Origin of the sequence: Pantoea agglomerans (assembly GCF_021397715.1) — a bacterium.
GTDB lineage: Bacteria > Pseudomonadota > Gammaproteobacteria > Enterobacterales > Enterobacteriaceae > Pantoea > Pantoea astica.
In genome coordinates, this window is sequence record NZ_CP090207.1 from 4,035,368 (window position 1) to 4,061,027 (window position 25,660).

General features: G+C 57.0%; 24 protein-coding genes. 8 read left to right on the forward strand and 16 right to left on the reverse strand.

The genetic code is table 11. The features are described 5' to 3' along the window. Positions 1 to 298: 298 nt before the first annotated feature. Positions 299 to 1,639, forward strand: coding sequence for a glycerol-3-phosphate transporter (gene glpT / locus LZU96_RS19150; RefSeq protein ID WP_233985636.1), 1,341 nt, complete (start codon positions 299 to 301; stop codon positions 1,637 to 1,639). Positions 1,640 to 1,688: 49 nt separating this feature from the next. Here the strand turns inward: glpT and yigL are convergent, their stop codons facing one another. Next, on the reverse strand, positions 1,689 to 2,489 hold the full coding sequence (gene yigL / locus LZU96_RS19155; RefSeq protein WP_233985638.1) for a sugar/pyridoxal phosphate phosphatase YigL: 801 nt from the start codon (positions 2,487 to 2,489) through the stop codon (positions 1,689 to 1,691). Positions 2,490 to 2,541: 52 nt separating this feature from the next. After that, positions 2,542 to 3,534 (reverse strand): lysophospholipase L2, encoded by a 993-nt coding sequence (gene pldB, locus LZU96_RS19160; RefSeq protein WP_233985639.1) that lies wholly within the window; start codon positions 3,532 to 3,534, stop codon positions 2,542 to 2,544. Positions 3,535 to 3,647: 113 nt separating this feature from the next. Between pldB and rhtB the strand changes: the two genes are divergently transcribed. Then, a complete protein-coding gene (gene rhtB / locus LZU96_RS19165; RefSeq protein ID WP_094120799.1) occupies positions 3,648 to 4,271 on the forward strand; it encodes a homoserine/homoserine lactone efflux protein in 624 nt (207 codons plus the stop codon). Between the two features lie 61 nt (positions 4,272 to 4,332). Here rhtB and LZU96_RS19170 read toward each other — a convergent pair whose 3' ends face one another. From LZU96_RS19170 to pldA, 4 genes are all read right to left on the reverse strand, one after another. Next, positions 4,333 to 5,142 carry a DUF1460 domain-containing protein gene (locus LZU96_RS19170; RefSeq protein ID WP_233988238.1) on the reverse strand — a complete coding sequence of 270 codons (810 nt, stop codon included), beginning with the start codon at positions 5,140 to 5,142 and terminating at the stop codon, positions 4,333 to 4,335. A 214-nt stretch (positions 5,143 to 5,356) separates the two neighbouring features. Continuing rightward, positions 5,357 to 5,980 carry a threonine export protein RhtC gene (gene rhtC / locus LZU96_RS19175; protein WP_233985641.1) on the reverse strand — a complete coding sequence of 208 codons (624 nt, stop codon included), beginning with the start codon at positions 5,978 to 5,980 and terminating at the stop codon, positions 5,357 to 5,359. Between the two features lie 12 nt (positions 5,981 to 5,992). Beyond that, the gene (recQ, locus tag LZU96_RS19180; RefSeq protein WP_233985643.1) at positions 5,993 to 7,822 is read right to left on the reverse strand and encodes an ATP-dependent DNA helicase RecQ; all 1,830 of its coding nucleotides are present in this window, start codon (positions 7,820 to 7,822) and stop codon (positions 5,993 to 5,995) included. A gap of 24 nt (positions 7,823 to 7,846) precedes the next feature. Beyond that, the gene (pldA, locus tag LZU96_RS19185) at positions 7,847 to 8,725 is read right to left on the reverse strand and encodes a phospholipase A (protein ID WP_233985644.1); all 879 of its coding nucleotides are present in this window, start codon (positions 8,723 to 8,725) and stop codon (positions 7,847 to 7,849) included. 194 nt (positions 8,726 to 8,919) lie between these two features. Here pldA and LZU96_RS19190 point away from each other — a divergent pair, with 194 nt between their 5' ends. Continuing rightward, positions 8,920 to 9,390 (forward strand): thioesterase family protein, encoded by a 471-nt coding sequence (locus tag LZU96_RS19190; protein ID WP_233985645.1) that lies wholly within the window; start codon positions 8,920 to 8,922, stop codon positions 9,388 to 9,390. A 23-nt stretch (positions 9,391 to 9,413) separates the two neighbouring features. After that, entirely contained in the window at positions 9,414 to 10,313 is a 900-nt protein-coding gene (rarD, locus tag LZU96_RS19195) for an EamA family transporter RarD (protein ID WP_233985646.1), read from the forward strand. Here rarD and LZU96_RS19200 read toward each other — a convergent pair. The 10 genes from LZU96_RS19200 to LZU96_RS19240 form a co-directional block, all read right to left on the reverse strand. After that, on the reverse strand, positions 10,284 to 11,336 hold the full coding sequence (locus tag LZU96_RS19200) for an AbrB family transcriptional regulator (RefSeq protein ID WP_233985648.1): 1,053 nt from the start codon (positions 11,334 to 11,336) through the stop codon (positions 10,284 to 10,286). The two genes, rarD and LZU96_RS19200, sit on opposite strands and share 30 nt — an antisense overlap. Positions 11,337 to 11,433: 97 nt before the next feature. Next, positions 11,434 to 12,387, reverse strand: a complete 954-nt coding sequence (gene corA, locus LZU96_RS19205) for a magnesium/cobalt transporter CorA (protein ID WP_233985649.1) — start codon at positions 12,385 to 12,387, stop codon at positions 11,434 to 11,436. Between the two features lie 179 nt (positions 12,388 to 12,566). Next, a complete protein-coding gene (gene ysgD / locus LZU96_RS23635; protein WP_353846917.1) occupies positions 12,567 to 12,623 on the reverse strand; it encodes a YsgD/CorL family protein in 57 nt (18 codons plus the stop codon). Between the two features lie 66 nt (positions 12,624 to 12,689). After that, positions 12,690 to 14,852, reverse strand: a complete 2,163-nt coding sequence (gene uvrD / locus LZU96_RS19210; protein ID WP_233985650.1) for a DNA helicase II — start codon at positions 14,850 to 14,852, stop codon at positions 12,690 to 12,692. Between the two features lie 165 nt (positions 14,853 to 15,017). After that, positions 15,018 to 15,734, reverse strand: a complete 717-nt coding sequence (gene yigB, locus LZU96_RS19215) for a 5-amino-6-(5-phospho-D-ribitylamino)uracil phosphatase YigB (protein ID WP_233985651.1) — start codon at positions 15,732 to 15,734, stop codon at positions 15,018 to 15,020. Next, positions 15,731 to 16,636 carry a tyrosine recombinase XerC gene (gene xerC / locus LZU96_RS19220; RefSeq protein ID WP_233985652.1) on the reverse strand — a complete coding sequence of 302 codons (906 nt, stop codon included), beginning with the start codon at positions 16,634 to 16,636 and terminating at the stop codon, positions 15,731 to 15,733. Before xerC ends, yigB begins: the two co-directional genes overlap by 4 nt. Continuing rightward, positions 16,633 to 17,337, reverse strand: a complete 705-nt coding sequence (locus LZU96_RS19225) for a DUF484 domain-containing protein (RefSeq protein ID WP_233985653.1) — start codon at positions 17,335 to 17,337, stop codon at positions 16,633 to 16,635. The genes xerC and LZU96_RS19225 overlap by 4 nt, the downstream gene beginning before the upstream one ends. Next, positions 17,334 to 18,158, reverse strand: a complete 825-nt coding sequence (dapF, locus tag LZU96_RS19230) for a diaminopimelate epimerase (protein ID WP_233985654.1) — start codon at positions 18,156 to 18,158, stop codon at positions 17,334 to 17,336. Before dapF ends, LZU96_RS19225 begins: the two co-directional genes overlap by 4 nt. A 28-nt stretch (positions 18,159 to 18,186) precedes the next feature. Then, a complete protein-coding gene (lptM, locus tag LZU96_RS19235) occupies positions 18,187 to 18,387 on the reverse strand; it encodes an LPS translocon maturation chaperone LptM (RefSeq protein ID WP_031375042.1) in 201 nt (66 codons plus the stop codon). 146 nt (positions 18,388 to 18,533) lie between these two features. Next, positions 18,534 to 21,092, reverse strand: coding sequence for a class I adenylate cyclase (locus LZU96_RS19240; RefSeq protein ID WP_233985655.1), 2,559 nt, complete (start codon positions 21,090 to 21,092; stop codon positions 18,534 to 18,536). A 313-nt stretch (positions 21,093 to 21,405) separates the two neighbouring features. Between LZU96_RS19240 and hemC the strand changes: the two genes are divergently transcribed. From hemC to hemY, 4 genes are read left to right on the forward strand one after another with little or no spacing between them, the layout of a single operon-like run. Beyond that, positions 21,406 to 22,347: a hydroxymethylbilane synthase gene (hemC, locus tag LZU96_RS19245; RefSeq protein WP_233985656.1), complete on the forward strand. Its 942-nt coding sequence runs from the start codon at positions 21,406 to 21,408 to the stop codon at positions 22,345 to 22,347. Next, on the forward strand, positions 22,344 to 23,072 hold the full coding sequence (gene hemD, locus LZU96_RS19250) for a uroporphyrinogen-III synthase (RefSeq protein WP_233985657.1): 729 nt from the start codon (positions 22,344 to 22,346) through the stop codon (positions 23,070 to 23,072). The genes hemC and hemD overlap by 4 nt, the downstream gene beginning before the upstream one ends. Positions 23,073 to 23,097: 25 nt before the next feature. Then, positions 23,098 to 24,231, forward strand: a complete 1,134-nt coding sequence (hemX, locus tag LZU96_RS19255; protein WP_233985658.1) for a uroporphyrinogen-III C-methyltransferase — start codon at positions 23,098 to 23,100, stop codon at positions 24,229 to 24,231. Positions 24,232 to 24,233: 2 nt separating this feature from the next. Next, positions 24,234 to 25,430 carry a protoheme IX biogenesis protein HemY gene (gene hemY / locus LZU96_RS19260; protein ID WP_233985659.1) on the forward strand — a complete coding sequence of 399 codons (1,197 nt, stop codon included), beginning with the start codon at positions 24,234 to 24,236 and terminating at the stop codon, positions 25,428 to 25,430. Positions 25,431 to 25,660 lie beyond the last annotated feature (230 nt).

A 25,660-nucleotide genomic window follows, 5' to 3' on the forward strand; every position in this document is an offset into this window, starting at 1 on the left:
CCGATTACTTTTAAAGCAAACAATGCGCAACTGCTGCAACAGCTCAACCCCGCTGTAACATCCCCGTCTCCTGCTGGCGACGTTTTTCCCCGAATGCGCGAAATAAACCATATGGTGATCACTTTCGCTCGTCGCTGTAATAAAACTGTAACAAATGTGTCACGCATCACAGTAACGTCAGGTCACTAATTTTATTCTTTGCGCGAAATGGAACATCACGTCGCCATTTCTTTTTGTCTTTTTTGACCCCACCGCTGGGAATGTAAAAAACCATAATGTGCCCTGGAGGGCCTCACTGATGCTGAGTATTTTTAAACCTGCACCACGTCAGCCGCAGGTAGCAGCGGATCGCGTCGATCCGCTCTACCGTCGTCTGCGCTGGCAAATTTTTATTGGGATCTTTTTTGGCTATGCCGCCTACTATCTGGTCAGAAAAAACTTTGCGCTCGCGATGCCCTATCTGGTCGAGCAAGGCTTTTCACGTGGCGATCTCGGTTTCGCCCTGTCAGGCATTTCGATCGCCTATGGCTTCTCGAAATTCATCATGGGCTCAGTGTCCGATCGCTCGAATCCGCGCGTCTTCCTGCCAGCCGGACTGATCCTGGCCGCGGCGGTGATGTTGTTTATGGGATTCGTGCCCTGGGCCACCTCCAGCATTATGGTGATGTTCGTGCTGCTGTTTGTCTGCGGCTGGTTCCAGGGCATGGGCTGGCCACCGTGCGGTCGTACCATGGTGCACTGGTGGTCGCAGAAGGAGCGCGGCAGCATTGTCTCGGTGTGGAACTGCGCCCATAACGTCGGCGGCGGCCTGCCACCGCTGCTGTTCCTGCTTGGCATGGCGTGGTTCAACGACTGGAAAGCGGCGCTCTATATGCCCGCCTTTGGTGCCATCCTGATTGCGCTCTTCGCGTTTGCCCTGATGCGCGACACGCCCCAATCCTGTGGCCTGCCGCCGATCGAAGAGTATAAAAACGACTATCCGCCAGATTACGATGCCAGTCATGAAGAGGAGTTAACTGCTAAGCAAATCTTCATGAAATATGTGCTGCCTAACAAACTGCTGTGGTACATCGCGCTGGCGAACGTTTTTGTCTATCTGCTGCGCTACGGCATTCTCGACTGGTCGCCGACCTACCTGAAAGAGGTGAAGCACTTCACGCTGGATAAGTCCTCCTGGGCCTACTTCCTGTATGAGTATGCCGGTATTCCGGGCACGCTATTATGTGGCTGGATGTCAGACAAAGTGTTTCGCGGTAACCGCGGGGCCACCGGCGTGTTGTTTATGACGCTGGTGACGATCGCCACGGTGATTTACTGGCTGAACCCGGCGGGCAATCCTGGCGTTGATATGGCCTGTATGATCGTGATTGGCTTCCTGATTTATGGTCCGGTGATGCTGATTGGCCTGCACGCGCTGGAGCTGGCACCCAAGAAAGCCGCCGGCACCGCCGCAGGTTTTACCGGCCTGTTTGGTTATCTGGGCGGTTCGGTGGCGGCCAGCGCCATTGTCGGTTACACCGTTGACTACTTTGGCTGGGATGGCGGTTTTCTGGTGATGATTGCCGGCTGCGTACTGGCGGTGATCCTGCTGTTGCTGACCATGGTCAGCGAGCATAAACACAAGCAGAAACTGGCCTGACGGCAATAAAAAAGGGCCGGTTAACCGGCCCTTTGTTTGCGCGATATCCTCAGGAAAGGTAGAGCGTGCGCAGCGTCTGTGGCACCGCATCATCAGCATTCGAACCGATCACATCCAGCTCCGGCAAGGTATCTTTCAGCCGCTGATGGGCGTTCTGCATGATATAGCCCTTACCCGCCATGCTCAGCATCTCCACATCATTCATGCCGTCGCCAAAGGCGATACAGCTATGCAGCGTATGGCCCAGCTGCTTCGCTACGGCCTCCAGCGCATGCCCTTTCGATACGCCACCCGCCATCACTTCGAGGCAGGTCGGCAGTGAAAAACTGACGTTAACCCGATCGCCCCAGCGCGCTTCAATCGCCTGCTCCATCGGGATCAGATGCTCAGGATCTTCACAGGTAAAAAAGACTTTACTGATGTTATCGGTTGGCAACAGACCCGGTTCATAGACCTGATAGTTAAATACCGATTCACGGAAGTAATCCTGCTCAGCCGGGCGGGAACGGCTGACAAACCACTCATCATCACGGTAAACGTGGGTCAGAATATCGCTGTGATGATACTGCAGACCAAACAGATCATTCGCGATGTCTTCGTCCAGGTTATGGCTGAACACCAGCTCGCCCTGAGCATTATGCACCCGTGCGCCGTTGGAAGTGATCATGTACGCCGGGATAGCCAGGCTATCGCGCATCTGTCCGACATCAATATGATGGCGGCCGGTGGCAAACACGAAATGAATATCCTTTGCGACCAGCTGTTGCAGCGTTTCGCGCGCAAAAGGCGTCAGGCGATGTTCGGGAGAAAGCAGCGTGCCATCCAGATCGGATGCAACGATGTGGTACATGAAAACCTCGGGTATCTGATTCTGCTGGCCGAAGCCAGTCGGATAATGAACGTCAGCGATGCGATGAAAAAAAGTCGATCACTGCATTAAGCGCTTCGGCGCGCATGTTGTCTTTTTCAAACAGGATCTCATGACGCGCACCGTTAATCACGCGCGGTTTATTCCCTTCGCACGGATGACCTGCCGCCGCCATGGCAGCACAAAAGAGATCCTGCGAGCGGTTATCCACCACCTGATCATCACTGGCCTGCAGCAACAGCAGCGGCGTAGTGATTTTATCGGCCTGGCTGATGATGTTGCGACCCGCATGAATGCCTTCGCGCACCCAGTGATACGTCGGGCCACCCACGCGAATCGCCGGATCGTCCGCATAAAAACGCAGGCTGCGGCGATAACGCTCGGCGCTGTGCGTCAGCCGGTTGATGCCAAACGGATGCGCACGCCAGCGTCCGGTACCCAGCGCGTAGCCATCACGCAGTGCCGGCCGTTTCTCAGCCCAGTCGAGGATCCGGTGCGCCAGGAAAGAGGGCAACGGCAGCGCAATGCCAAACATCGGTGCCACCAGCGCAACCGCATGGAAAGCCTGCGGCTGGCGCGCCAGAAACAGCGTTAAAATCGCCCCGCCCATAGAGTGGGCCAGTGCATAACGCTGCTGGTAGTGACCGCTGACAATCTCTTTCAGGTAGAGCGTTTCCAGATCGTCGACGTAGTGGGTAAATTCAGCCACATGACCACGGTGTGAATCTTCCAGCAAACGATCGGATCGGCCCTGACCGCGATGATCGAGGATCACCACGTCGAAACCACAATGAAACAGATCGTACGCCAGCTCAGGATATTTTATGTAACTCTCAATGCGGCCAGGCACGATCAGAATGACACGCCGATGTTGCGGAGAGGTGAAACGCACATAGCGCAGGGTGAGATTCCCGACGCCGATAAACTCACGTTCCTCACGGCGGTGCCAGAAGTCGAGCAGCGGCCCGGTAGCAAAGGCAGCAAAGGCTTTTTCTCGTTGCAACCAACTGGCTTTATGTTGATTCATTCGCCCCCCTGATGACCGGAAAAAAGAGTCTTTAATGCGGTACGTCGGCCATAGCGCCGCGCTTATTTCTGGCGTATTGTGTCACAATTCTGCCGCCAAAGAGAGCGCAACCCATGACCATCGAATGGTGGCTGACCTATCTGCTGACCACCACAATTTTAAGCCTGTCGCCCGGTTCCGGCGCAATCAACACCATGAGTACCGGCATCAGCCACGGCTATCGCGGCACGGTGGCCTCTATTTCCGGTTTGCAGGTCGGCCTGGCGTTGCACATCGTGCTGGTGGGTATCGGTCTGGGGGCGCTGTTTTCCCAGTCGCTGCTGGCGTTTGAAATCCTGAAATGGGCCGGTGCCGCCTATCTGGTGTGGCTCGGCATTCAGCAGTGGCGGTCAGCGGGCGGCATCGATCTTGATGCGGTGGCTAAAGCGATGCCACGCCGTCGCCTGTTCAAACGCGCGGTGCTGGTCAACCTGACCAACCCGAAAAGCATCGTTTTTCTTGCCGCGCTGTTTCCGCAGTTTATCCAGCCACACCAGCCGCTGCTGATGCAGTATCTGGTGCTGGGCGTCACCACCGTGGTGGTCGATATTATCGTGATGATTGGCTACGCCACGTTAGCGACGCGCATTGCAGGCTGGATCAAAGGGCCGAAGCAGATGAAGCTGATGAACCGTATTTTTGGCGGGCTGTTTATGGCGGTGGGTGCGCTGCTGGCAAGCGCCAGAAAAATCGCTTAATCCCTGACGCGCCGACGCACTCAGGTCGGCGCGAAAGATTATCCCTTCTTCCCCTTCTTCGCTACGGCGCTGTCAGTGGCACCGCACGCAGTACCATCATGCCCGGTTTTGAACGCATATATTCCCTGAATGGCGTATCGACAACTTTGCGATTGGCGGCCAGGGAGGAGGCGTTCCTGAACCACAACTGACCATCATGCCGGACAGCAATCCCCACATGGGAGACATCCAGCCCCTGCTGTGTGGCGTAAACGCCCACATAATCGCCGGTTTGGATCTGCTCCAGCACCTGAGGTGTGATTGCCTGGGCCGGGATGTAGGTAATGTGGCGTGATATCACACCCAGGCCCGGCACCCGTTCTGTTCCGTTGGCCTGATGATTGAGTTGCTTCACTACCGTCACCGCCTGTGGGCTGAGGGTGCGGGTGATGTCATTGGCATTGCGCGGACGGTCAGCGAACCAGTCGGAGAAAAAGTGGCGTCGCTTCAGATAGCTGACCTCACCGTCAACGTAGCGGGTTCGAATCAGGTTAGCCTCAAAGCTGGCCCGGTCGTGGCTGCGGCTCAGCGCCTGCACGTAATCCAGCAGCGTGAAACAATCGACACCGTTGAAATTGATCACCAGCACTTCAGGGGTATCAGGCGAACCTGTCAGCGTATTCGCTTGATAGGGTGTCCCGAGAAAAGCAGCAGAAATCTGGCTAATCCTTTCACCCTGCTGCTGATCTGACGTCGGAAGCCCCTGCGCCAGGATCACCGACACTTTATCCGCTTTCGCCGATTCAGGGGCTCGGTAATCGGCAGCATCGTGCGAGGCGCAGGCGCTGAGACAAGCCGTCACTAATAGCAATAACGCGGTGTTGACTCTCATCATCCTCTCCATGAAAAAACAGTCCGTAGACCTGACCTTACCGGAGGTGATGGTTTCATTGATTAACCAATAGTGACTATTTATCTGAGGTTACAACAGCGCGCCATCGGCAGACGCCGAGCGTAACAGCCGTCACTCAGATGAAATATCGGGGAGAGGAGAAGTGAAGTGTATGCCGGATGCGCCACGCGCGCTCCGGCATAACCTGGCGGGATTAGCGAGAGATGATCAGATGAAGACCAAAGCCAGCAAACAGCACGCCTGCCATGCCATCCACCCACTTGGCTAACCGCTGATACTTATTGCGCATCCACGGCATCGCGAAAATGGCAGCCACCAGCGCGAACCAGGCAAAGGTTTCGCCGACAATCAGTAAAAACAGCCCCCAGCGCTCCGCTGCACCGACGTCGTCACCGACAAACAGGGAAAATACGCTGCCGAAGTAGATGATCGCTTTCGGATTCGACAGATTGGTCAGCAGCCCTTTGATAAAGCTCATGCCGCGTTTCGGCAGCTCAACCACCGGCTCATCCTGCTGCGGCTGTTTGTGACGCTGACGCGCTGAACACATCAGCTGCCAGCCCATCCACAGCAGATAAAGGCCACCGCCGACCATAATGATCTGATGCAGCCAGGCCATTTTCTCCAGAATCAGATGCAGGCCCATCAGCGCCACACCGGCCCAGACCACAATCCCGAGCGTAATGCCCAGCACGCCCATCATTGCCTCTTTGCGCGAACGGCTGGCGGCAGTCTGAGACACGAAAAAGAAATCGGGGCCGGGGCTCATCAGAGCCACCAGATGAACCAGCGCCACGGTAGCGAATAACATCAGCATATGCAGTGTCCTTTACTCTTCATCATCAAGGTGCTCTTTGATCATCACCAGGAAAGGTTTGCCAAAGCGCTCCAGTTTACGGTGGCCGACGCCATTGACGCTGAGCATCTCTGAGGCGCTGACCGGCATCTGCTCGGCCATTTCGATCAGCGTGGCGTCATTGAACACCACGTATGGCGGAATATTCTCTTCATCAGCAATCGCTTTGCGCAGCTTACGCAGCTTGGCAAACAGTTTGCGATCGTAGTTACCGCCGTGAAACTTCGCCGGACTGTTGCTTTTCGGCCTGGCGGTAATCAACCGCGGAACCGCCAGCATCAGCGGCACTTCACCACGCAGCACCGGCCGTGCCGCTTCGGTCAGCTGCAGCGCCGAGTGCATGGCGATGTTTTGCGTGACCAGCCCCAGATGAATCAGCTGGCGTAACACGCTGACCCAGTGCTCATGGCTCTGATCTTTGCCCAGCCCGTAAATCGGCAGTTTGTCGTGCCCGAGCTCGCGGATTCGCTGGTTATTGGCTCCACGCAGCACTTCGACAATATATCCCATGCCGAAACGCTGGCCGACGCGATAGATACCGGAGAGCGCTTTTTGCGCCTCAACCAGACCGTCGTAGCGCTTGGGCGGATCGAGACAGATATCGCAGTTGCCGCACGGCTGCTGCCGGCCTTCACCGAAGTAGTTGAGTAGCACCAGACGGCGACAGGTCTGCGCTTCCGCGAAGGCCCCCATCGCGTTGAGCTTATGACGCTCAATATCCTGCAGCGGACCCGGCGCTTTCTCTTCGAGACATTTGCGCAGCCACGCCATATCTGCCGGATCGTAGAGCATCATCGCCTCAGCCGGCAGGCCATCACGCCCTGCTCGTCCGGTTTCCTGATAGTAGGATTCGATGTTGCGCGGAATATCGAAATGTACCACAAAGCGAACGTTAGGCTTGTTGATGCCCATCCCGAATGCCACCGTGGCGACCACGATTTGCAGATCGTCGCGCTGAAACGCTTCCTGCACCCGGGCGCGCTGCTCGCTGTCGATTCCGGCATGGTAGGCACCCACGCTCAATCCACGGCTTTGCAGGCGTGCAGCGGTGTCTTCGACCTTCGCCCGGCTGTTGCAGTAAATGATGCCGCACTTACCGCGCTGATCCTGCACGTAACGCAGCAACTGCTCGGTAGGTTTGAATTTCTCGACCAGCGTATAGCGAATATTGGGGCGGTCAAAACTGCTGATCTGAATCAGCGGGTCCTGCATATGCAACAGGTTAACGATATCGTTGCGGGTGGTTTCATCGGCGGTAGCGGTCAGCGCCATCACCGGCAGCTCCGGGAAGCGCTGACGCATCCGTCCCAGCGCACCATACTCCGGACGGAAATCGTGGCCCCACTGAGAAATACAGTGCGCTTCGTCCACCGCCAGCATGGCGGGCTGCCAGTGCGCCAGATTTTCGAGGAAGTTATCCATCATCAGGCGTTCTGGCGCGATATAGAGCAGCTTAACCCGACCGGTGCGGCAATCCGCCATCACCGTCTGCTGCTGCTCACGCGTCATGGTCGAATTGAGGTAGGCCGCCGCCACGCCGTTGGCCAGCAGTTGATCCACCTGATCTTTCATCAGCGAGATCAGCGGCGAAACCACCAGCGTCAGCCCGTCGCGTACCAGCGCCGGGATCTGATAGCACAGTGATTTACCGCCGCCGGTCGGCATCACCACCAGACAGTCGCGCCCGCTCAGCGCCTGGTTAATGATTGTCTGTTGACCGGGACGAAACTGCTGGTAGCCGAAGGTATCCTGCAATACCTGCTGCGCCAGCGCTTCCTGATTAAGGACTGCCGAGGTTGCCACGCTATTCCTGTCTTTCGTTAGGGATTAGAACAAGTCGTTAAGTGTTACGCCGACACCCAGACGGGTCTGACGATGGTCGTAATCGATCAGCGATTCGCCATAGCCGCTAAATACCTGCGTATAGAAGCGAACGTGCTCCGAGATCGGATAGCTCCAGCCAAACGTCGCGCCGCCATAACCGCTGTTCCAGTTATAGTTGCCTTCTACACTGAAGATACTATCGCCGAGCATGTAACCCAATTTGGCGCGGTAGTAACCCATATATTTGGTGATATCGGGATTATCATCGCTGCTATCCCCTTCCGGAATGCGGTACCAGGGTTTGATCTCCGCCATGAAGTTGCCGTTCTGCGCCATCAGACGTGTATAGACGCGGTTCCAGCTACGTGAAGTGGGGTCGCTACGGCCATTGGATTCATGGTTGAGACCCACCTCAACATCACGCAGGGTCCAGCCCGCGAACGAGTAATCGGTCGCCCAGCCCAGAAAAATCTGCGGCTCATAGTTGGTTTCACGAAACGGGGATGACTCACCGCGATTCGACAACTGCCACCAGGAACGCTGCGTATAAGAGGCCGCCAGCACCGAATTATCACCCAGGATACCGCGCCACAGCGGGAACGCCAGGCTGAGCTGGAATTTTACCTCATCCTTACGGGCATTTTCAGCCCAGTTATAGGAGGAGATCGCCTCTTTATTGAGATCGCTGGTATAGGTATAGAGAAGATAGTTGTTCTCATAAGGATAGAGAACAAACGGGTTGTCATGCTTCTCCAGCAGGTTAGCGATAATGCTGCCACGCACCTGCGGCGCGTCATGAACATCTTTAACCTGAGCTTCGTCCGCCTGCGCCAGTGCAGGAAGTAATACCATAGCCGCCAGCAAGGCGCGATGCTTACGCATAAAATTCTCCGGTGAGCGCTGCGTAGTAAAAAGTACCGAAAGGGTGTGTTAAAAAGCAGGCCATTCTACACACAAATGGCAATGATGATGAGAGCTGATTTCTTAAACTGGAAACCCCCTCGCGAGCGGCATAGAATACACAGCTCATTAACATTACGCGCCCCTCTGGCCCGAATTTTTCAGGACACCGCATCATGTCATCACTCGTGCTGACGCAGCAGGAAGCTCGCCAACTGGTTGGCGAAATTTTCGTGTATCACATGCCGTTTAATCAGGCGTTAGGCCTGGAACTGACGCGGCTGGAGGCTGACTATGCCGAAATCAGTTTTGCCAACAAAACCATGCTGGTCGGCAACACCGCACAGCAGATTTTGCACGGCGGGGTGATCGCCTCGGTGCTGGACGTCGCGGCGGGCATGGTATGCGTCAGCAATGCGCTCACCCGCCAGCAGAGCATCAGCGAAGAGGAGTTACGTCAGCGTCTCTCCCGCATGGGCACCATCGACATGCGCGTTGATTATTTACGGCCGGGACGCGGTGAACGCTTTACCGCCACCAGCAGCCTGCTGCGCGCCGGCAACAAAGTCGCGGTGGCCCGCGTCGAATTACACAACCAGCAGGGCGATTATATCGCCACAGCAACCGCCACTTATCTGATCGGCTAATTTTGCCTGACAACGGAACTGACATGGATACGCAACAAACTCGCCAGGGCGTCGGCTTTGCACTGGGTGCTTACTTTATCTGGGGTATCGCCCCGGCTTATTTCAAACTGGTGAAAGCCGTTCCGGCAACCGAGATCATGACGCACCGGGTTATCTGGTCAGCCCTGTTTATGCTGATCCTGATCTCCCTGACCCGCAGCTGGCCTGGCGTACGCAGCGTGCTGCGCCAGCCGAAAAAAGTGCTGTTGCTGGCGATCACCGCGCTCACTATCGGCGGTAACTGGCTGCTGTTTATCTGGGCAGTCAATAACCAGCATATGCTGGAAGCCAGCCTCGGCTACTTTATTAACCCGCTGATTAACGTGGTGTTCGGCATGCTGTTTTTGCGCGAGCGTTTTCGCCGCTTACAGTGGCTGGCGGTGTTGCTGGCTACCGTCGGCGTGCTGGTGCAGCTCTGGCAGTTCGGTTCGCTGCCGATTATCGCGCTGGGTCTGGCGCTAAGCTTTGCCTTTTATGGCCTGCTGCGTAAAAAGATTCAGGTGGATGCGCAGAGCGGGATGCTGATTGAGACCCTGTGGCTGTTTCCGCTGGCGGCCATCTACCTGTTTGGCTTTGCCGACAGCGCCACCAGCCACTTATCCGCCAATCCGCTGAGCCTGAACCTGAAGCTGGTGGCGGCCGGTATCGTTACCACCATTCCGCTGATGCTGTTCGCCGCTGCCTGTAGCCGCCTGCGTCTCTCCACCGTCGGTTTCTTTCAGTACCTGGGCCCGACGCTGATGTTCGTGCTGGCGGTGGTGTTCTACGGCGAGACTATCACGCCAGACAAAATGGTGACCTTTGGCTTTATCTGGCTGGCGCTGCTGGTGTTCGTCTGTGATGCGGTGGCATTTTCATTCCGTGGCCGGCCGCGCATAGCGTGAGATAAAGCGCGCCATCGCCGGGCCGGTCAACAGGATGGTGAACAGCCGCAGCGTCTGTAATGCCATCACAAATGCCATGTTGACCTGGGTGCCGGCAGCAATAATCGCCACCGTGTCCAGCCCGCCGGGACTGGTGGCGAGATAGGCCGTCATCAGATCGATATGCAGTACCCGCGTCAGCATCCACGCCAGCCCACCACAGAGCAGCATCAATCCAAAGATTGACGCCAGCATCTGCGGCAGCGTACGTAATGCCAGCAAAAAGACCGGTCGGGTGAAGCGCAGCCCGACGCTCCAGCCGATCAGCGCGTACGCCAGCGCCAGCAGCCATTCCGGCACCTGCAAAACCGCTATTTCACTGCTGTGCAATGCCGCACCGGCCAGCGCCGGCAGCAATAAGGCACCGGAAGGAATACGCAGCCGGGTGCCGAGCCATGCCCCTATCAGCATGACCGCCAGCGTCACCGCAAAACCGCGATTCAGCGGCGGGAACCAAATCGTCGAAATGCTGTGGGCTGCATCGCCCAGCCCGATTCGCGCCACCATTGCGGCCGCCGTCGCGACAAACAGCACCCGCAGATACTGCATAAACGCCACCAGCCGCACGTCAGCACCAAAATCACCGGCCATCGCCACCATCGCTGAGGCACCGCCCGGTGACGATCCCCATGCGCCGGTCGGGCCGGGCAGATGACTGAAGCGAACCAGCAGAAAACCCGACAGCCCGCTGGCGGCCAGCGTCAGCAGCAACACCGCCAGCACCACCGGCCAGTCCTGAATCAGCGGCGTCAGAATCGAAGGTGAAAGGCTCTGCGCAATCATGCAGCCCAGGATCGCCTGAGCCAGCAGAAACAGCCGTTTATCAATTCGCAGCGTGGCGCCGGACAGCCCCATCACCACTCCGACAATCATCGGCCCCAGCAACAGCGCGGCGGGCAGGTGAAAAAATTGCAGCACGCCGCCCAACAGCACCGAGCTTAATAACAGCAGTGTCCATTGTGCGCGCAACGAGAGAGCGTCCATAAGAAGTTAATAATTTGTAAAAAGAGGGGAGTAGATTACGCAGAAATGCAGACCGGGACCAGCAAAACGGGCCGTATCAGACGACCCGTTGCACGCTTTATAACCAGTTTTTACGTTTGAAGTAGAGGTAGGGTGCCAGACCCGCCAGAATCATCAGGCCGATGGCGGCCGGATAACCAAAGCTCCACTTCAGTTCGGGCATAAACTCAAAGTTCATGCCGTAGCTGGAGGCAACCAGCGTTGGAGGCAGGAACACCACCGACACCACCGAGAAGATCTTGATGATGCGGTTCTGTTCGATGTTGATAAAGCCCATCGCCGCCTGCATCAGGAAGTTTACCTTCTGGAACAGCGACTCGTTGTGCGGCAACAGCGATTCGATATCGCGCAGGATTTCACGCGCCTGTTCCAGCTGATTGCCCGGCAAACGCGCTTTACGCACCAGGAAGTTGAGCGCGCGCTGGGTATCCATCAGGCACAGGCGCACCTTCCAGCCGATATCTTCCAGTTCGGCTAAGCGGGACAGCGCCAGATCGTACTCTTCGCCCTGCTGACCTTCCATGATCACCCGGCTGAGTTTTTCCAGCGCGCTATAGATGTTTTCAATCTCATCCGCCAGCTGTTCGATTTTGGTTTCAAACAGGTCGAGCAGCAGTTCGAACGCATTGCCGTCAATCAGGGTCTGGTTGCGGGCACGCATACGATAGAGCCGAAACGCCGGCAGTTCGCGTTCACGCAGCGTGTAAAGGCGGCCTTCACGAATGGTGAACGCCACGGTGGAGTTACCGGCGTGATCTTCCGCATCTTCATAAAAGAAGAAGGAGTGGATATGCAGGCCATCTTCATCTTCGAAGAAACGTGCTGAGGCCTCGATATCTTCCAGCTCAGGTCGGGTTGCCAGGCTCTGACCCAGCTCCGATTGCACCCGTTCACGCTCACCCTCTTCCGGTTCGATCAGATCAACCCAGACGGAGGTGGTCAGTTTGTCGTTTTCGTCTTCCAGCTCCAGACGCGTCAGGCGGCTGTGATCCAGTTTAAATGCGCTCAGCATAGCAATACTCCCCATTGCAGACTAAATGGGACAAGGCCGTTCGCCGTTCCGCAAAGCGGAACGGGCAACCTGAACACGGAAACAGAGTTTCAAGGGTAAATCAGTGCTGACTCGTGCGACGGGATTAGTAAAGGGAGGTCGCTGATAACCGCTAAGGCTACCCGCGTAGAGAGGTAGCCTTAGATGTTATTCCTGTTATCCAGGTTAGTGAGCCAGCATCGACTGGGCGTGTCCAAGGCATTGTCCTCTCATGATAATAGTGGGCGCATGTTACGCTGAGACGAAAAAGTCGTCAACCGCAGCTAAAGGGTTTCCAGTTTGGCGTAAGCCGCCACTAACCACTTGATTCCCTGCCCCTGAAAGGCCACCTGCAGGCGGCTGTGCTCACCGCTGCCTTCCAGATTAATGATGGTGCCTTCACCAAATTTTGCGTGGTGAACCCGCTGGCCGAGCGCGAATCCGCTGTCGTTTTTGCTCACCGGCGCGCCCATCCGCTGGTGGTTCACCGGCCGGCTGACGCTGGCGCGTAAGCGCACCTCTTCGATGCACTCTTCCGGCAGTTCGCCGATAAAACGGGAAGGCCGGTGATACACTTCCTTACCATAGAGTCGGCGGGTTTCGGCATAGGTCAGGGTCAGCTTGATCATCGCACGGGTGACGCCAACGTAAGCCAGACGACGCTCCTCTTCCAGCCGGCCGCCTTCATCCAGCGACATCTGGCTTGGGAACATCCCCTCTTCCATCCCGACGATAAACACCTGGCTGAACTCCAGCCCTTTTGCCGAGTGCAGCGTCATCAGCTGCACCGCATCCTGCCATTTGTCCGCCTGGCCTTCGCCCGCTTCCAGCGCCGCGTGCGATAAAAAGGCCTGCAGCGGCATTAAATCTTCATCTTCATCCTGATAGCTGAACTGGCGCGTGGCGGTCACCAGTTCCTCAAGGTTTTCGATACGAGCCTGGCCTTTTTCGCCTTTCTCCTGCTCGTACATCAGCCACAGGCCGGAATCTTTGATCACCCGATCGGTCTGGACGTGCAGCGGCAACTCTGCGGTTTCGGTAGCCAGCGAATCAACCAGTTCACAGAAGCGTTGCAGCGCCGAGGCAGCCCGACCGGCCAGCGCCCGGGTCTGCAGCAGTTCACGCGTCGCCTGCCACAACGTCATCTGCCGTTCACGCGCGGTCTGACGCACCACGTCGAGCGTGCGATCGCCGACGCCACGCGTCGGGGTATTCACCACGCGCTCAAATGCCGCGTCATCATTGCGGTTGGCCATCAGACGCAGATAAGAGAGCGCATCTTTGATCTCCTGACGTTCGAAGAAGCGCATACCGCCATAAATCCGGTACGGCATACTGCTTTGCAGCAGCGCCTCTTCCAGCACGCGCGACTGGGCGTTGCTGCGATAGAGAATGGCGCAATCGTTCAGCGCATTGCCGTTTTCCATCCACGTCTTGATGCGGTTTACCACAAAGCGCGCTTCGTCCAGTTCGTTAAAGGCGCAATAGATGGAGATAGGCTCGCCGTCGCTGCCGTCGGTCCACAGCTCTTTGCCCAGACGTCCGTTGTTGTTGGCGATCAGGGCGTTGGCAGACTTCAGAATGTTATTGGTGGAGCGATAGTTTTGCTCCAGGCGGATGGTTTCCGCGCCGGGAAAGTCCTGCAGGAAGCGCTGAATATTCTCAACCTGCGCGCCGCGCCAGCCATAGATAGACTGATCGTCATCACCGACGATGATCACCCGGCTGCTGTCACCCGCCAGCATACGGATCCACGCATACTGAATGTTGTTGGTATCCTGGAACTCGTCCACCAGCACATTGGTGAACCGTTCGCGATAGTGATTAAGAATGTGCGGCTTGTTGAGCCACAGCTCATGCGCGCGCAGCAGCAGTTCAGCAAAATCGACTAAACCGGCGCGGTCACAGGCTTCCTGATAAGCCTGATAGATGCGCAGCCAGGTCTGTTCGACCGGGTTACCGTAGCTTTCGATATGCTTTGGCCGCAGGCCTTCATCTTTTTTGCCGTTGATGTACCACATGCCCTGACGTGCCGGCCACTGCTTCTCATCCAGGTTCATCGATTTGATCAGGCGCTTGAGCAGGCGCAGCTGATCTTCGCTGTCGAGGATCTGAAAATCCTGCGGCAGGTTAGCGTCCAGATGGTGCGCACGCAGCAAGCGGTGCGCCAGGCCGTGGAAGGTGCCGATCCACATCCCGCCCTGACTGGTACCGATCAGTTGCTCAATACGGTGACGCATCTCGGCCGCCGCTTTGTTGGTAAAGGTCACCGCCATGATCGAGTAAGGTGAGCAGTTCTCGACCGACAGCAGCCAGGCGATGCGATGCACCAGTACCCGCGTTTTGCCGCTGCCCGCGCCTGCCAGCACCAGCAGGTTACTGCGCGGAGCCGCAACGGCCTCGCGCTGTTTGTCATTCAAACCGTCGAGCAGTTCAGAAACGTCCATAAGCCCCGTTTACCAAAGAAGAGAAGCGTCGTCGTCCGGTCTGGTCCGCCTGATGGCAGGCCACGCGTTGCGGCAGCCGGTTGATGCAGCCGGCGGGTTTAAACCCGGCGACCGTCACAAGCGCAGCGCGAAAACTGGGAAGACGACTGGATAAATTTACAGCCATTATAGCAGTGAGGTGAGGGATGCCAACTGCGAAATTTCGACGTGCGGCAGCAGGCGCGCATCCGCGATCTGCATCAGGTTGCCCTGGCGCAGGTTAATCCAGCAGGCCTGCATCCCACAACGCAGCGAGCCCGCCACATCGGTAGTGAGATCGTCGCCGACGTGCAGAATGTGTTGTGGCGCAATGTTCAGCCGCTGCGCCGCCCGCTGATACATATCCTGCCACGGCTTGGCGCGCCCATCCGGTCCGGCCCGCAGCGTGAACTGAAAGTAATCAGCCAGCCCCATTTTTTCCGGGCAGGCATTACCGTTGGTGACCGCCACCAGCGGCACTTTTTCCGCCAGTTTTTTCAGCGTCTGATGGGTCTCATCCGGCATCTCAACCTGGCTACGCCATTGATGAAACACCGCCATCACCTGCTCTGCACCCGCCGTCGCTTCAGCAGCCGACAAGCCAATATTCAGCATCGCCAGCTCAACAGAACGCCGACGCCATTCCGACACGTCGTGATAGATCTCCGGCTCACGCTGTAACAGCTCATCACGCAGCGCCTGATAGGCCTGCGGCGTAAAATCGCGCAGCGCCGGATGAAAGGCCTGCAACGCCGCATGTGACTCAGCGGTGGTCCGGCGGATCACCGGATAGTTATCATACAGCGTGTCATCAAGGTCGAAGGTGATCGCTTTGATGGCAGCCAGCGGACGATAAAACTTCATTCGTTCTTTCCTCGTTTGGCCCGGGGATGCGCAGCATCATAGACCGAAGCCAGATGCTGGAAGTCGAGATGGGTATAAATCTGGGTGGTCGAGAGGTTAGCGTGGCCCAGCAGCTCCTGCACGGCGCGCAGATCGCCGCTCGACTCCAGCAAATGAGTCGCAAAGGAGTGACGCAGTTTATGCGGATGAATATGGCTGGTGACGCCCTGCTTAATACCCCATTCGGCGAAGCGCTTTTGCACGTTGCGCGTCGATATCCGGTTGCCGCGCGTAGAGAGGAACAACGCGTCATCTTCAGCGTTAAAGGCCGCTCGCAGCGGTAACCAGTGCTGGACCCAGCTGACAGCGGTGCGGCCAATCGGCACACGACGCTCTTTGCTGCCCTTACCCACCACCCACACTTCGCCGGAGTCGAGATCGACGTGGCGACAATCCAGATTCACCAGTTCAGAGAGACGCAGCCCGCCGCCGTACATCACTTCCAGCATGGTGCGGTCGCGCACCGCCAGCGGGTCGCTGGGATCGATCTCCAGCAGTTGGTTGACGTCATCCACATCAATATTTTTTGGCAGATGGCGCGCCTTACGCGGCGTCATCACCCCTTTAGCCGGGTTGGCGCTGAGTAAACCCTGGCTGACCTGCCAGTCGAGAAAACTGCGCAGCGCGGAAAGGCGTAACGCGAGGCTGCTGGCGGCCAGGCCGGCGCGACGACTGCGCGCGGCCATGCTGCGCACCTGCGCCGGCTCCAGCTGCGCCCAGCTACTGAGCTTCATCTCATCGGCAATCGCCACCAGCGCCGCCAGCTGGCGGGCATAGCTGCTCTGGGTCAGCGGACTGAGCTGGCGCTCCACTTTCAGGTAGCGCAGAAATCCGTCGACGGCCTCCTGCAGCGCGCTGTTCATGCGCGTTCAACCCAGCGGGCCAGCAAATCAGGCATCATCTGCGACAGGTGCTGCAACAGCAGCGTTCCCATGCCGGATTGATAATGCTGGCTGTCGCGGCTGCTGAAGATCAGCACGCCCAGATCGCCCGCTTCGCCCATCAGGGACATTGCAACCGAACCGATTGCTTTGGCCTGCGGCAACAGCAGCAGTAATTCCGGGCCATTGATATTACCCAGATAGTGATGCTGATTACCGAAGCGCTGAATCCGCAGCGGCTCAAACGCCTGACGTGACAGGCTAAGCTGGAAGAAATCAGAGGGCGCGCCGAGCTGCCATTTATCACTGAACAGGCGCACGTTAGCACCGGCCAGGCCGAGTTCACGCGCCCAGCGATGCAGACGATTAAGCATCTCCTGCAGCGAATCGGCCGCCGCCAGATGGCTTTGCAGCGCCAGCAAGCGATCAAACAGCTCGTGATTGGCGGTCGCCTGCTCCATCAGCAGGGTGATCTCTTCTTCCAGCTGCTGAATGTGGTTACGCTGCCGCGCCATGTGCCACTCAACCAGTGACACGCTGCCGCGCACCGGATGCGGCACCGCCATCTGTTCAATCTGGCGGGCGTTGCGGATGAAGAAATCGGGATTTTGCCGCAGATAATCGCTGACGGCCTGATCGTCCAGCAGAACGGTAGTGTCGGTCTGCTCTTCGATATTTTTCATAGATGAATAAACCCATCGTAGACGTGTGTGGCAGGCCCGGTCATATAGAGCGGCTGACCCGCCCCTTTCCAGGCGATATGCAGCGTTCCACCGGGCAGATCGACGCGCACTTTAGGCGCCAGAATACCCTGCTGAATGCCGCACGCAACGGCAGCACAGGCACCGCTGCCGCACGCCTGCGTTTCCCCTGCGCCGCGTTCATACACGCGCAGACGAATATGTTCCGGACTGATGATTTCCATAAAGCCGACGTTAACGCGATCCGGGAAGCGTTCATGGCTTTCCAGAATCGGGCCCAGCAGTTCAACCTGCGCGGTTTTCACGCTTTCGACCTGAATCACGCAGTGGGGATTGCCCATTGAAACCGCGCCCAGCATCACCGTCTGTTCGGCAACGCGCAGCAGATAGAGATTTTCAGCTTTATTGGCGCGAAACGGCACCTGCTGCGGCTCGAAATTGGGCTCGCCCATGTTGACGCGAACCTGATCGTCCGGCGTAACGCTCAGCACCATCCGGCCGTTTTGGGTACTGACGCGGATGTCGCTTTTGTTAGTCAGCCCTTTTAGCTGAACGAAGCGGGCAAAACAGCGCGCGCCGTTGCCACACTGGGCGACTTCACTGCCATCGGCGTTGAAAATGCGATAGTGGAAATCGAGATCGGGATCGTAAGGCGGCTCAACAATCAGCAGTTGATCAAAACCGATCCCCAGATGGCGATCGGCCAGCCGGCGGATCAGTTCCGGCGAGAAAAAGACGTTTTGCGTCACCGCATCGACCACCATAAAGTCGTTGCCGAGACCGTGCATTTTGGAGAACTGCATTTTTTGCTCCGCCGGATAAGCCATGATATTAGTTCGCTTGCGCGCTCGAATCGCCGGTCACCAGACCGTTCACATCCGCTTTAGATGCATCGGCTTTCTGGCGTTCAGTCGGCGCTTGCTGTTTCTTCGGCTGGTCCTTTGGCGGGAAGTAGAGCGGCCCTTTCAGACCACAACCGGCAAGGCTGGTCACGGCCAGCGCCATCGCCAACAGGCTTATCACTTTCTTCATTCTTTATGCTCTTCATGTCCTTTACCTGGATGCTTATCATCGCAGTTGAAGTTGGAAAAGCAACAGGAAATGCCCGCAAATAGCGTGAGCAGAGTGTCAGGCCAGGAAGATGATGGCCGCCTGCACAGGCAGGCGGCCGATCGCTATTAATGCACCTGATAGCGCGGCTGATAGTCGCCGTTGTCGTTGTCAGGCTGCGAGGCGCACAGCTGGGTCAGCGTCTGGCTGCGGAACGGAATCACCTGGAAACGTTCGCCAGTGTTCACGATCTGATAAAACTGCGGCAGGTTGAAGTTGATAAAACTGGAGCCGTAGGTGAAACGATCGTGCGATGAGGAGTAGAAGCGGCTGACGTCACGCACCAGCTCCTCTTTGCTGCCTTCACAGTGGTGATACACCTCGACCCGATTGGTCTCATCCAGAATGTAGATATTGAAACCACGCTCATCGGTGGTGTTTTCAAAAAAGAACTGGATGATGCCTTCGCTGGCATAGCCGTTCACCACCGGCGGCAGCGGCGTCTGGTTAGTTTCAACCTTGATCGACAGGCCGTGCAGCTTGTTGTTGGAGATGGCACCGTAAAATTCAACCGCGTTTTCCAGCTTCTGTACCGACACACTCATGCGTTCAAAGAACAGTCCCCAGGTCTGGCCCGCCATGCGCAGCGCCTTAAAGCGGCCCGGCTCCTGACGCGTACTGGAGAGACGCAGCTCAATGCATTCCGAGACCAGCTGCTGCACACGGGTGCGGATCAGGCCGCGCAGATGCTGACTGTAGCAGAACACTTCGACCGTATCGGGTGGCGCAGCATCCTGATGCATTTTGCCAAGGATGGTTTTCAGCCCTTCAATCATCGCCTGTTCGCCGCTGAAGTGCAGCGTACGCACCTCATTCCACGAATTACGGTAGAGCAGGTCGATACTGCCGATCAGGCACTGTTGCTGCTGGCCAAAGCTGAACACATCCAGCTTGCGGAAGTCGAAATGCACCACCTGATTGCGAAACGCCGAGGTCGGATCGTGCTCAAGATTGACGATAATCGCGAGGTGGCGAATTTCACACGGACTGTAGAGCGCTTTCGGCGTCGGTGCCGGCAGACGCAGCGGGAAATGACTGGAGACGTCATTGACCAGCTCCTGCAGGCGCGCCAGATCGCAGATCTCATTGCCTTTAATGTGCAGCCGGGTTTTGCGGGTCAGCAGACCGTTAAACCACGCCCACGCCACCAGCTTATTCAGGTAACGGTTATATTCCAGCGGCTGATGGCTGATGATCGAATCCATGTCCGGTGCCTGATTATACAGATACCAGCCAGAGCGATTGGCCCGGCCAGGCGGCACGTGGATAAAGGTCAGATTCGGTTCAGAGAGATCGGGCGAAATCTGCGGATTCACCAGCGTCACTTTGCCCGGCAGTGCTTCAAACGCGGCGTACAGTTTACGGGTCAACACACCGATATCCTGCGGACTTGCGCTGACGCTTAAATTGTTGCGGCGGGCGAAGCGGATCAGATTGCGATAACTCTGCATCATCGCATCCAGCAGTTCGTTGTGCGCTTCACGCACCCGCTCGATTTTCCACTCGGCGCGGTTATCCAGGATGGCAATTTTCTCTTCATCCCAGCCCCACTCTTTCACCAGCTGCAGCAGAATTTCACGCCGCCAGCCGGTGCGATGCTGATGTTCTTCGGTGCTGAGTTTTTCGCACACTTTAAGATAGAAGCAGCGGCGCACCAGATCGAGACGTGGCTGATCGTCCACGCTGGTCAGATAATGGGTGACGCGCTCCAGCATCATGAAGTAGGGATCAAGCCCGAAGCAGATGATTTCGCCGTCGTGCAGACGCTGTTTGATGTCCATCGCCAGCAACTGCGTATTCGGGTATTCCCAGCTGTAGGCTTCCAGCAGCAGCGTTTTCAGCACCGCTTTGTAGGGTGAGTCGATGCTTTTATAGAGCTGCCACAGGCTGGCGCCGAAATATTCTTCCGCCGACAGCGTACCGAGGCCGCCCAGATCGAGCCACTCATTCGGCGTCAACACGCCTTTGGCATACAGCGACATCACGTAGTCGTCGTAATGGTGCTCTTCTTCGCCCGGCACCATATTCCACAGGATACGTTTACCCGCCATGCGCACCGCAGTACGGTAAAACTCATCCAGCAGCAGAATGTGTTGTGTCGAGCCGCAATCTTCCCCGCCCAGATTACCGCTTTCGTTATGCCGGAAACGGTTCTCATCGATCAGGAAAAAGCTCACTTCCACGCCCATGGAGACGCACCACTTCTGCAGCATGGTACATTTACGCTGCAGATTAAGGCGCTCTTCATTGTCCAGCCAGGATTGATGGCAGACCCAGATGTCGAGATCCGACACGCTGTTCTGACCCACAGACGAGGTGCTGCCCATCGAATAGATCGCCGTGATCGGCATTTCGCCTTTTGGCGTATCCGCCAGACGCAGGTCGCTGTCGCCGGTCAAATCGGCCAGCAGCTGACGCTGATTTTCATCAGGCGTGAAGAAGCTGATGCCATGTGGAACGCTACCTTCAAGGTAACCCGGCATCTGCGGATGTTGATAATGTAATAAGGTTGGCAGCAGACTGTAGACGCGCTGAAAAGCGGGTCCCATGGCAGCCAGTGCACGATCGACGCGCAGCTGGTTGATTGCATCCAGTCTCTGTTTCAGTGTCTCAATGTAGAGGTACAAGACGTTTCGCCTGATTGTCCCAGTGTTTAAGCACCCTGTTTCCACCATCTGCCGCTTATGAAGTGTAAAAGTGGGCAGATTATTGCTGGAAACGTGATCAATCTAACACCCGGCAGATTGACCGTAAAGAAAGTTGCGCTACTTAACAGTTTAGCACGTTCTTACTGGCTTCCCGCCTTTTCAGCACCGGTATCAAATGAGGCTTGATAAATCGGGCCTAATCCGCGAGCAGGCCGTTTTCAATCCGTTGAAACTGACAGCATTCCCCCATAGATGATAGGATATTCAGTGAACGATCAAAATGGTTAACAGCATGTTAGACAAAATTTTCAGAATTGCTACAAGACAAAGTCCGCTGGCCTTATGGCAGGCACATTATGTACAGCAACGTTTGATGAGCGCCCATCCTGGCCTGCGCGTTGAGCTGGTGCCGATGGTCACCAAAGGTGACATTATCCTTGATACCCCGCTGGCCAAAGTGGGCGGTAAAGGGCTGTTTGTCAAAGAGCTTGAACAGGCGATGCTGGACGGCCGTGCCGATATGGCGGTGCACTCGATGAAAGATGTGCCGGTCGATTTCCCGCTGGGGCTGGGTCTGGTCACCATTTGCGAGCGCGATGATCCGCGCGATGCGTTCGTTTCTCATCATTATGATTCGATTGATGCCCTGCCGCACGGTGCGGTGGTCGGAACCTCCAGCCTGCGCCGCCAGTGCCAGATCAGTGCGCGTCGCCCCGATCTGGTGATTCGATCGCTGCGCGGTAATGTCGGCACCCGCCTCGGCAAACTCGATGCCGGTGAATATGACGCCATTATCCTGGCCGTCGCCGGTCTCAAGCGTCTGGGCCTGGAAGATCGTATCCGTCAGGCACTGCCCGCTGAGATTTCACTGCCCGCCGTCGGCCAGGGCGCGGTCGGCATTGAATGCCGCATGGATGACAGCACCTTAATCAGCCTGTTACAGGCATTAAACCACGATGATACTGCCGTCTGCGTCAAAGCGGAACGGGCCATGAACACCCGCTTAGAGGGCGGCTGTCAGGTTCCTATCGGCAGTTTTGCCGTGCTGGAAGGCGATGAGCTCTGGCTGCGTGGCATGGTCGGCGCACCGGATGGCAGCGTGATGGTTAGCGGCGAGCGGCGTGGACCGCGCGCGCAGGCCGAACAGATGGGCGTTTCACTTGCGGATGAACTGCTGAACGGCGGCGCGCGTGAAATTCTGCGTGAGGTCTATCAGGGGCAGCCGCCGGCATGACGATCCTGGTGACGCGTCCGGAACCCGCCGCAGCAGAGCTGGTGTCACGCCTGCATGCGCTGGGTAAGCAGGCCTGGAGCCTGCCGCTGATTGAGTTCGCGCCGGGCGTCGATCTGCCTCAGCTGCCGCAAAAGTTAGCGGCGCTGCAGCCTGGCGATCTGGTTTTTATCCTGTCACAGCAGGTTATCCACTACGCTCAACACGCGATCACAGCGTGGCCCGCCGGGCTGGACTATTATGCAATTGGTCGTTCTACTGCACTGGCGTTTCATACCGCCAGTGGCCATCAGGTGACCTGGCCGCATGCGCAGGAAACCAGTGAAGAATTAATCCGGTTAAACACGCTGCAACAGGTTGCCCACAAACGTGCCCTTATTTTACGGGGCGACCCTGGCCGCGAGCTGCTGGCGGACACGTTAACTCAGCGGGGCGCAGAGGTAAGCTTTGCGGCCTGCTATCAGCGCTGTCAGAAGCAGTACAATGGCGCGACAGAAGGCCGGAGATGGCGCGATCGTGGCGTCTCAGTGCTGGTGGTCACCAGCGGTGAAATGTTACAACAGCTTTTTTCGCTGTTCCCCGCAGTTGATCGCGAGGAATGGCTGCTCAACTGCCGACTGATTGTCGTCAGTGAACGTTTGGCTACCCTGGCCGCAGGATTGGGTTGGCAGGATATTCAGGTAGCCGATGGTGCCGATAACGATGCGCTGTTGCGCGCGTTACGCTGAACTTTAACAATGGGATGTGCCACATATGACGGAACAAAAAGACTCCTCCGCCATGGTTGAAGAAACCACCCCAGCGGTTGACCGCTCTGCTGCCAGCAACACCACACCACCCCGTAAAGCAAAAAACGGTGGCATGGTGCTGGGTGCGGTTGCGATCGTCATTGCGCTGGCGATTGGTGCGGGTTTATACCTTAATGGGAAACATCAGGCTGATTTACAGGCACAGACCAACCAGCGCCTGAGCGAGCAGCTTAGCGCGCTCCAGCAGCAGGCCAGTAGCGATAAGCAGCAGCTCACCCAACAGCTGAGCAGCACCGAAACGGCCCTGCAGAAAGCCGAAGCACAACAGGGCGCATCCACAAAAGAGCTGGAAACGCTGCGTGAGAAAGTCGCCGTAATTTCAGGCAACGATGTCCGTAGCTGGTTGCTGGCACAGGCTGATTATCTGGTGAAACTGGCCGGTCGCAAACTGTGGAGCGACCAGGATGTCACTACCGCTGCCGCGTTGCTGAAAAGCGCCGATGCCAGTCTGGCCGATATGAATGACCCGAGCGTAATGAATGTTCGTCGCGCCCTGACTCAGGATATCAGCACGCTCTCTTCGGTCACTCAGGTCGATTATGACGGTGTGATCCTGAAACTGAACCAGCTGTCGAACAACGTCGATAACCTGCGTCTGGCCGATAATGACAGCGATGATGCGCCGATGGATAGCGACGGCGGTGAACTGTCAGGTTCGGTGCGCGAATGGCGGCAGAATCTGGTGAAGAGCTGGCACAATTTTATGGATGACTTCATTACCATCCGTCGCCGTGACAACACCGCACAACCGCTGCTGGCCCCTAATCAGGACGTTTATTTGCGTGAGAACATTCGTTCTCGTCTGCTGATCGCCGCCCAGGCGGTGCCACGCCATCAGGATGAAATCTACAAACAGTCAATCGACACCGTTTCTGCCTGGGTTCGCGCCTGGTACGACACCAATGATGCCGCCACCAAAGCGTTTCTCGCCCAGCTGGATGAGCTGAGCCAGCAGAGCATCAATATGGACCTGCCAGATAATCTGGAAAGCCAGCCGTTACTTGAGCAACTGATGCAAACCCGCGTGCGGAACCTGTTAGCGCAACCCTCTGCCGCTGCTAATCAGCAGGGAGGCTAAGCATGCTTAAGGTATTTATCCTCTTTATCCTGCTGATTGCGGGCGTGGTGCTGGGACCGATGATCGCCGGTCATCAGGGCTATGTGCTGATTCAGACCGATAACTGGAATATCGAAACCAGCGTTACCGGCCTGGTGATTATCCTGATCATCAGCCTGCTGGTGATTCTGGCGGTGGAGTGGCTGCTGCGTCGCGTGCTGCGTACCGGTGCCCGTACCCGCGGCTGGTTTACCGGCCGTAAGCGTCGTCGCGCCCAGCGTCATACCCAGTCGGCGCTGATGAAGCTGGCAGAAGGCGACCATCGTCAGGTTGAAAAGCTGCTCTCTAAGGATGCCGATCATGCAGATGTGCCGGTCGCTAACTACCTGCTGGCGGCGGAAGCGGCGCAACAGCGCGGTGATGAAGCCCGCGCCAATCAGCATCTGGAGCGGGCGGCTGAGCTGTCAGACAGCAACACCATTCCGGTAGAAATTGCCCGCGCGCGAATTCAGCTGGCGCGTAACGAAGATCACGCCGCCCGTCACAGCATCGATCGATTACTGGAAGTCGCGCCGCGCCATCCTGAAGTGCTGCGTCTGGCCGAACAGGCGTATATCCGTACCGGTGCCTGGAGCGCCCTGCTCGATATACTGCCTGCGATGCAGAAAACCCAGGTCGGCGATGACGATCATCGCACTGCCCTGCAGCAGCAAGCCTGGCTGGGCCTGATGAGTCAGGCGATGGCCGATCAGGGTAGCGATGGACTGAAGCGCTGGTGGGGCAATCTGAGCCGTAAAACCCGCCAGGAAACGACGCTGCAGGTGGCGATGGCTGACCACCTGATTGAGTGTGACGATCACGATACCGCGCAGTCAATCGTGCTGGAAGGGCTGAAACGTCACTATGACGATCGGCTGGTGCTGCTGATGCCGCGCATTAAGAGCGGCAATCCGGAGGCGCTGGAGAAAGCGTTACGCCAGCAGATCAAACAACACGGTGCGACGCCGCTGCTACACAGCACGCTGGGTCAGTTGTTGATGCGTCATGGTGAATGGCAACAGGCGGCCGAGGCGCTGCAGCAGGCGCTGGCGCAACGTCCTGATGCGTTCGACTATGCGTGGCTGGCGGATGTGTATGATCGTCTGCATCGTCCGGAAGAAGCGGCGAAAATGCGTCGTGAGGGGTTACTGCTGACGCTGAAGAATAATCCCGGCGGCTGATCGGGCTTAACAGAGTATGAAAGCCGGGCATGCCCGGCTTTTTTGTGCCCGTCATTTACCGTCCGTTCAGTAACACGCAGATAAAAAAACACCTGCCATTGGCAGGTGTAAGATCAGGTCGGTAAGACAACCGGGAGGTACCTGACTCAACGTGGTGTCCGTTAACCCTGTAAGACTTATGCGATACAGGCAGGCAGACAACAGGTACCTAAAAATTGGCTCTGCATCAT

Coding starts and splice junctions, on each gene's coding strand:
- rhtC (WP_233985641.1), bottom strand. CDS start 5,980: ATGCTGATGTTATTCGCTACCGTGGCGCTGGTTCATCTGGTGGCTCTG.
- lptM (WP_031375042.1), bottom strand. CDS start 18,387: ATGAAGAAAGTGATAAGCCTGTTGGCGATGGCGCTGGCCGTGACCAGC.
- yigB (WP_233985651.1), bottom strand. CDS start 15,734: ATGAAGTTTTATCGTCCGCTGGCTGCCATCAAAGCGATCACCTTCGAC.
- LZU96_RS19170 (WP_233988238.1), bottom strand. CDS start 5,142: ATGAGAGTCAACACCGCGTTATTGCTATTAGTGACGGCTTGTCTCAGC.
- rarD (WP_233985646.1), top strand. CDS start 9,414: ATGGATACGCAACAAACTCGCCAGGGCGTCGGCTTTGCACTGGGTGCT.
- hemY (WP_233985659.1), top strand. CDS start 24,234: ATGCTTAAGGTATTTATCCTCTTTATCCTGCTGATTGCGGGCGTGGTG.
- LZU96_RS19190 (WP_233985645.1), top strand. CDS start 8,920: ATGTCATCACTCGTGCTGACGCAGCAGGAAGCTCGCCAACTGGTTGGC.
- corA (WP_233985649.1), bottom strand. CDS start 12,387: ATGCTGAGCGCATTTAAACTGGATCACAGCCGCCTGACGCGTCTGGAG.
- pldA (WP_233985644.1), bottom strand. CDS start 8,725: ATGCGTAAGCATCGCGCCTTGCTGGCGGCTATGGTATTACTTCCTGCA.
- hemD (WP_233985657.1), top strand. CDS start 22,344: ATGACGATCCTGGTGACGCGTCCGGAACCCGCCGCAGCAGAGCTGGTG.
- uvrD (WP_233985650.1), bottom strand. CDS start 14,852: ATGGACGTTTCTGAACTGCTCGACGGTTTGAATGACAAACAGCGCGAG.
- yigL (WP_233985638.1), bottom strand. CDS start 2,489: ATGTACCACATCGTTGCATCCGATCTGGATGGCACGCTGCTTTCTCCC.
- LZU96_RS19200 (WP_233985648.1), bottom strand. CDS start 11,336: ATGGACGCTCTCTCGTTGCGCGCACAATGGACACTGCTGTTATTAAGC.
- hemC (WP_233985656.1), top strand. CDS start 21,406: ATGTTAGACAAAATTTTCAGAATTGCTACAAGACAAAGTCCGCTGGCC.
- glpT (WP_233985636.1), top strand. CDS start 299: ATGCTGAGTATTTTTAAACCTGCACCACGTCAGCCGCAGGTAGCAGCG.
- hemX (WP_233985658.1), top strand. CDS start 23,098: ATGACGGAACAAAAAGACTCCTCCGCCATGGTTGAAGAAACCACCCCA.
- rhtB (WP_094120799.1), top strand. CDS start 3,648: ATGACCATCGAATGGTGGCTGACCTATCTGCTGACCACCACAATTTTA.
- LZU96_RS19225 (WP_233985653.1), bottom strand. CDS start 17,337: ATGAAAAATATCGAAGAGCAGACCGACACTACCGTTCTGCTGGACGAT.
- dapF (WP_233985654.1), bottom strand. CDS start 18,158: ATGCAGTTCTCCAAAATGCACGGTCTCGGCAACGACTTTATGGTGGTC.
- pldB (WP_233985639.1), bottom strand. CDS start 3,534: ATGAATCAACATAAAGCCAGTTGGTTGCAACGAGAAAAAGCCTTTGCT.
- xerC (WP_233985652.1), bottom strand. CDS start 16,636: ATGAACAGCGCGCTGCAGGAGGCCGTCGACGGATTTCTGCGCTACCTG.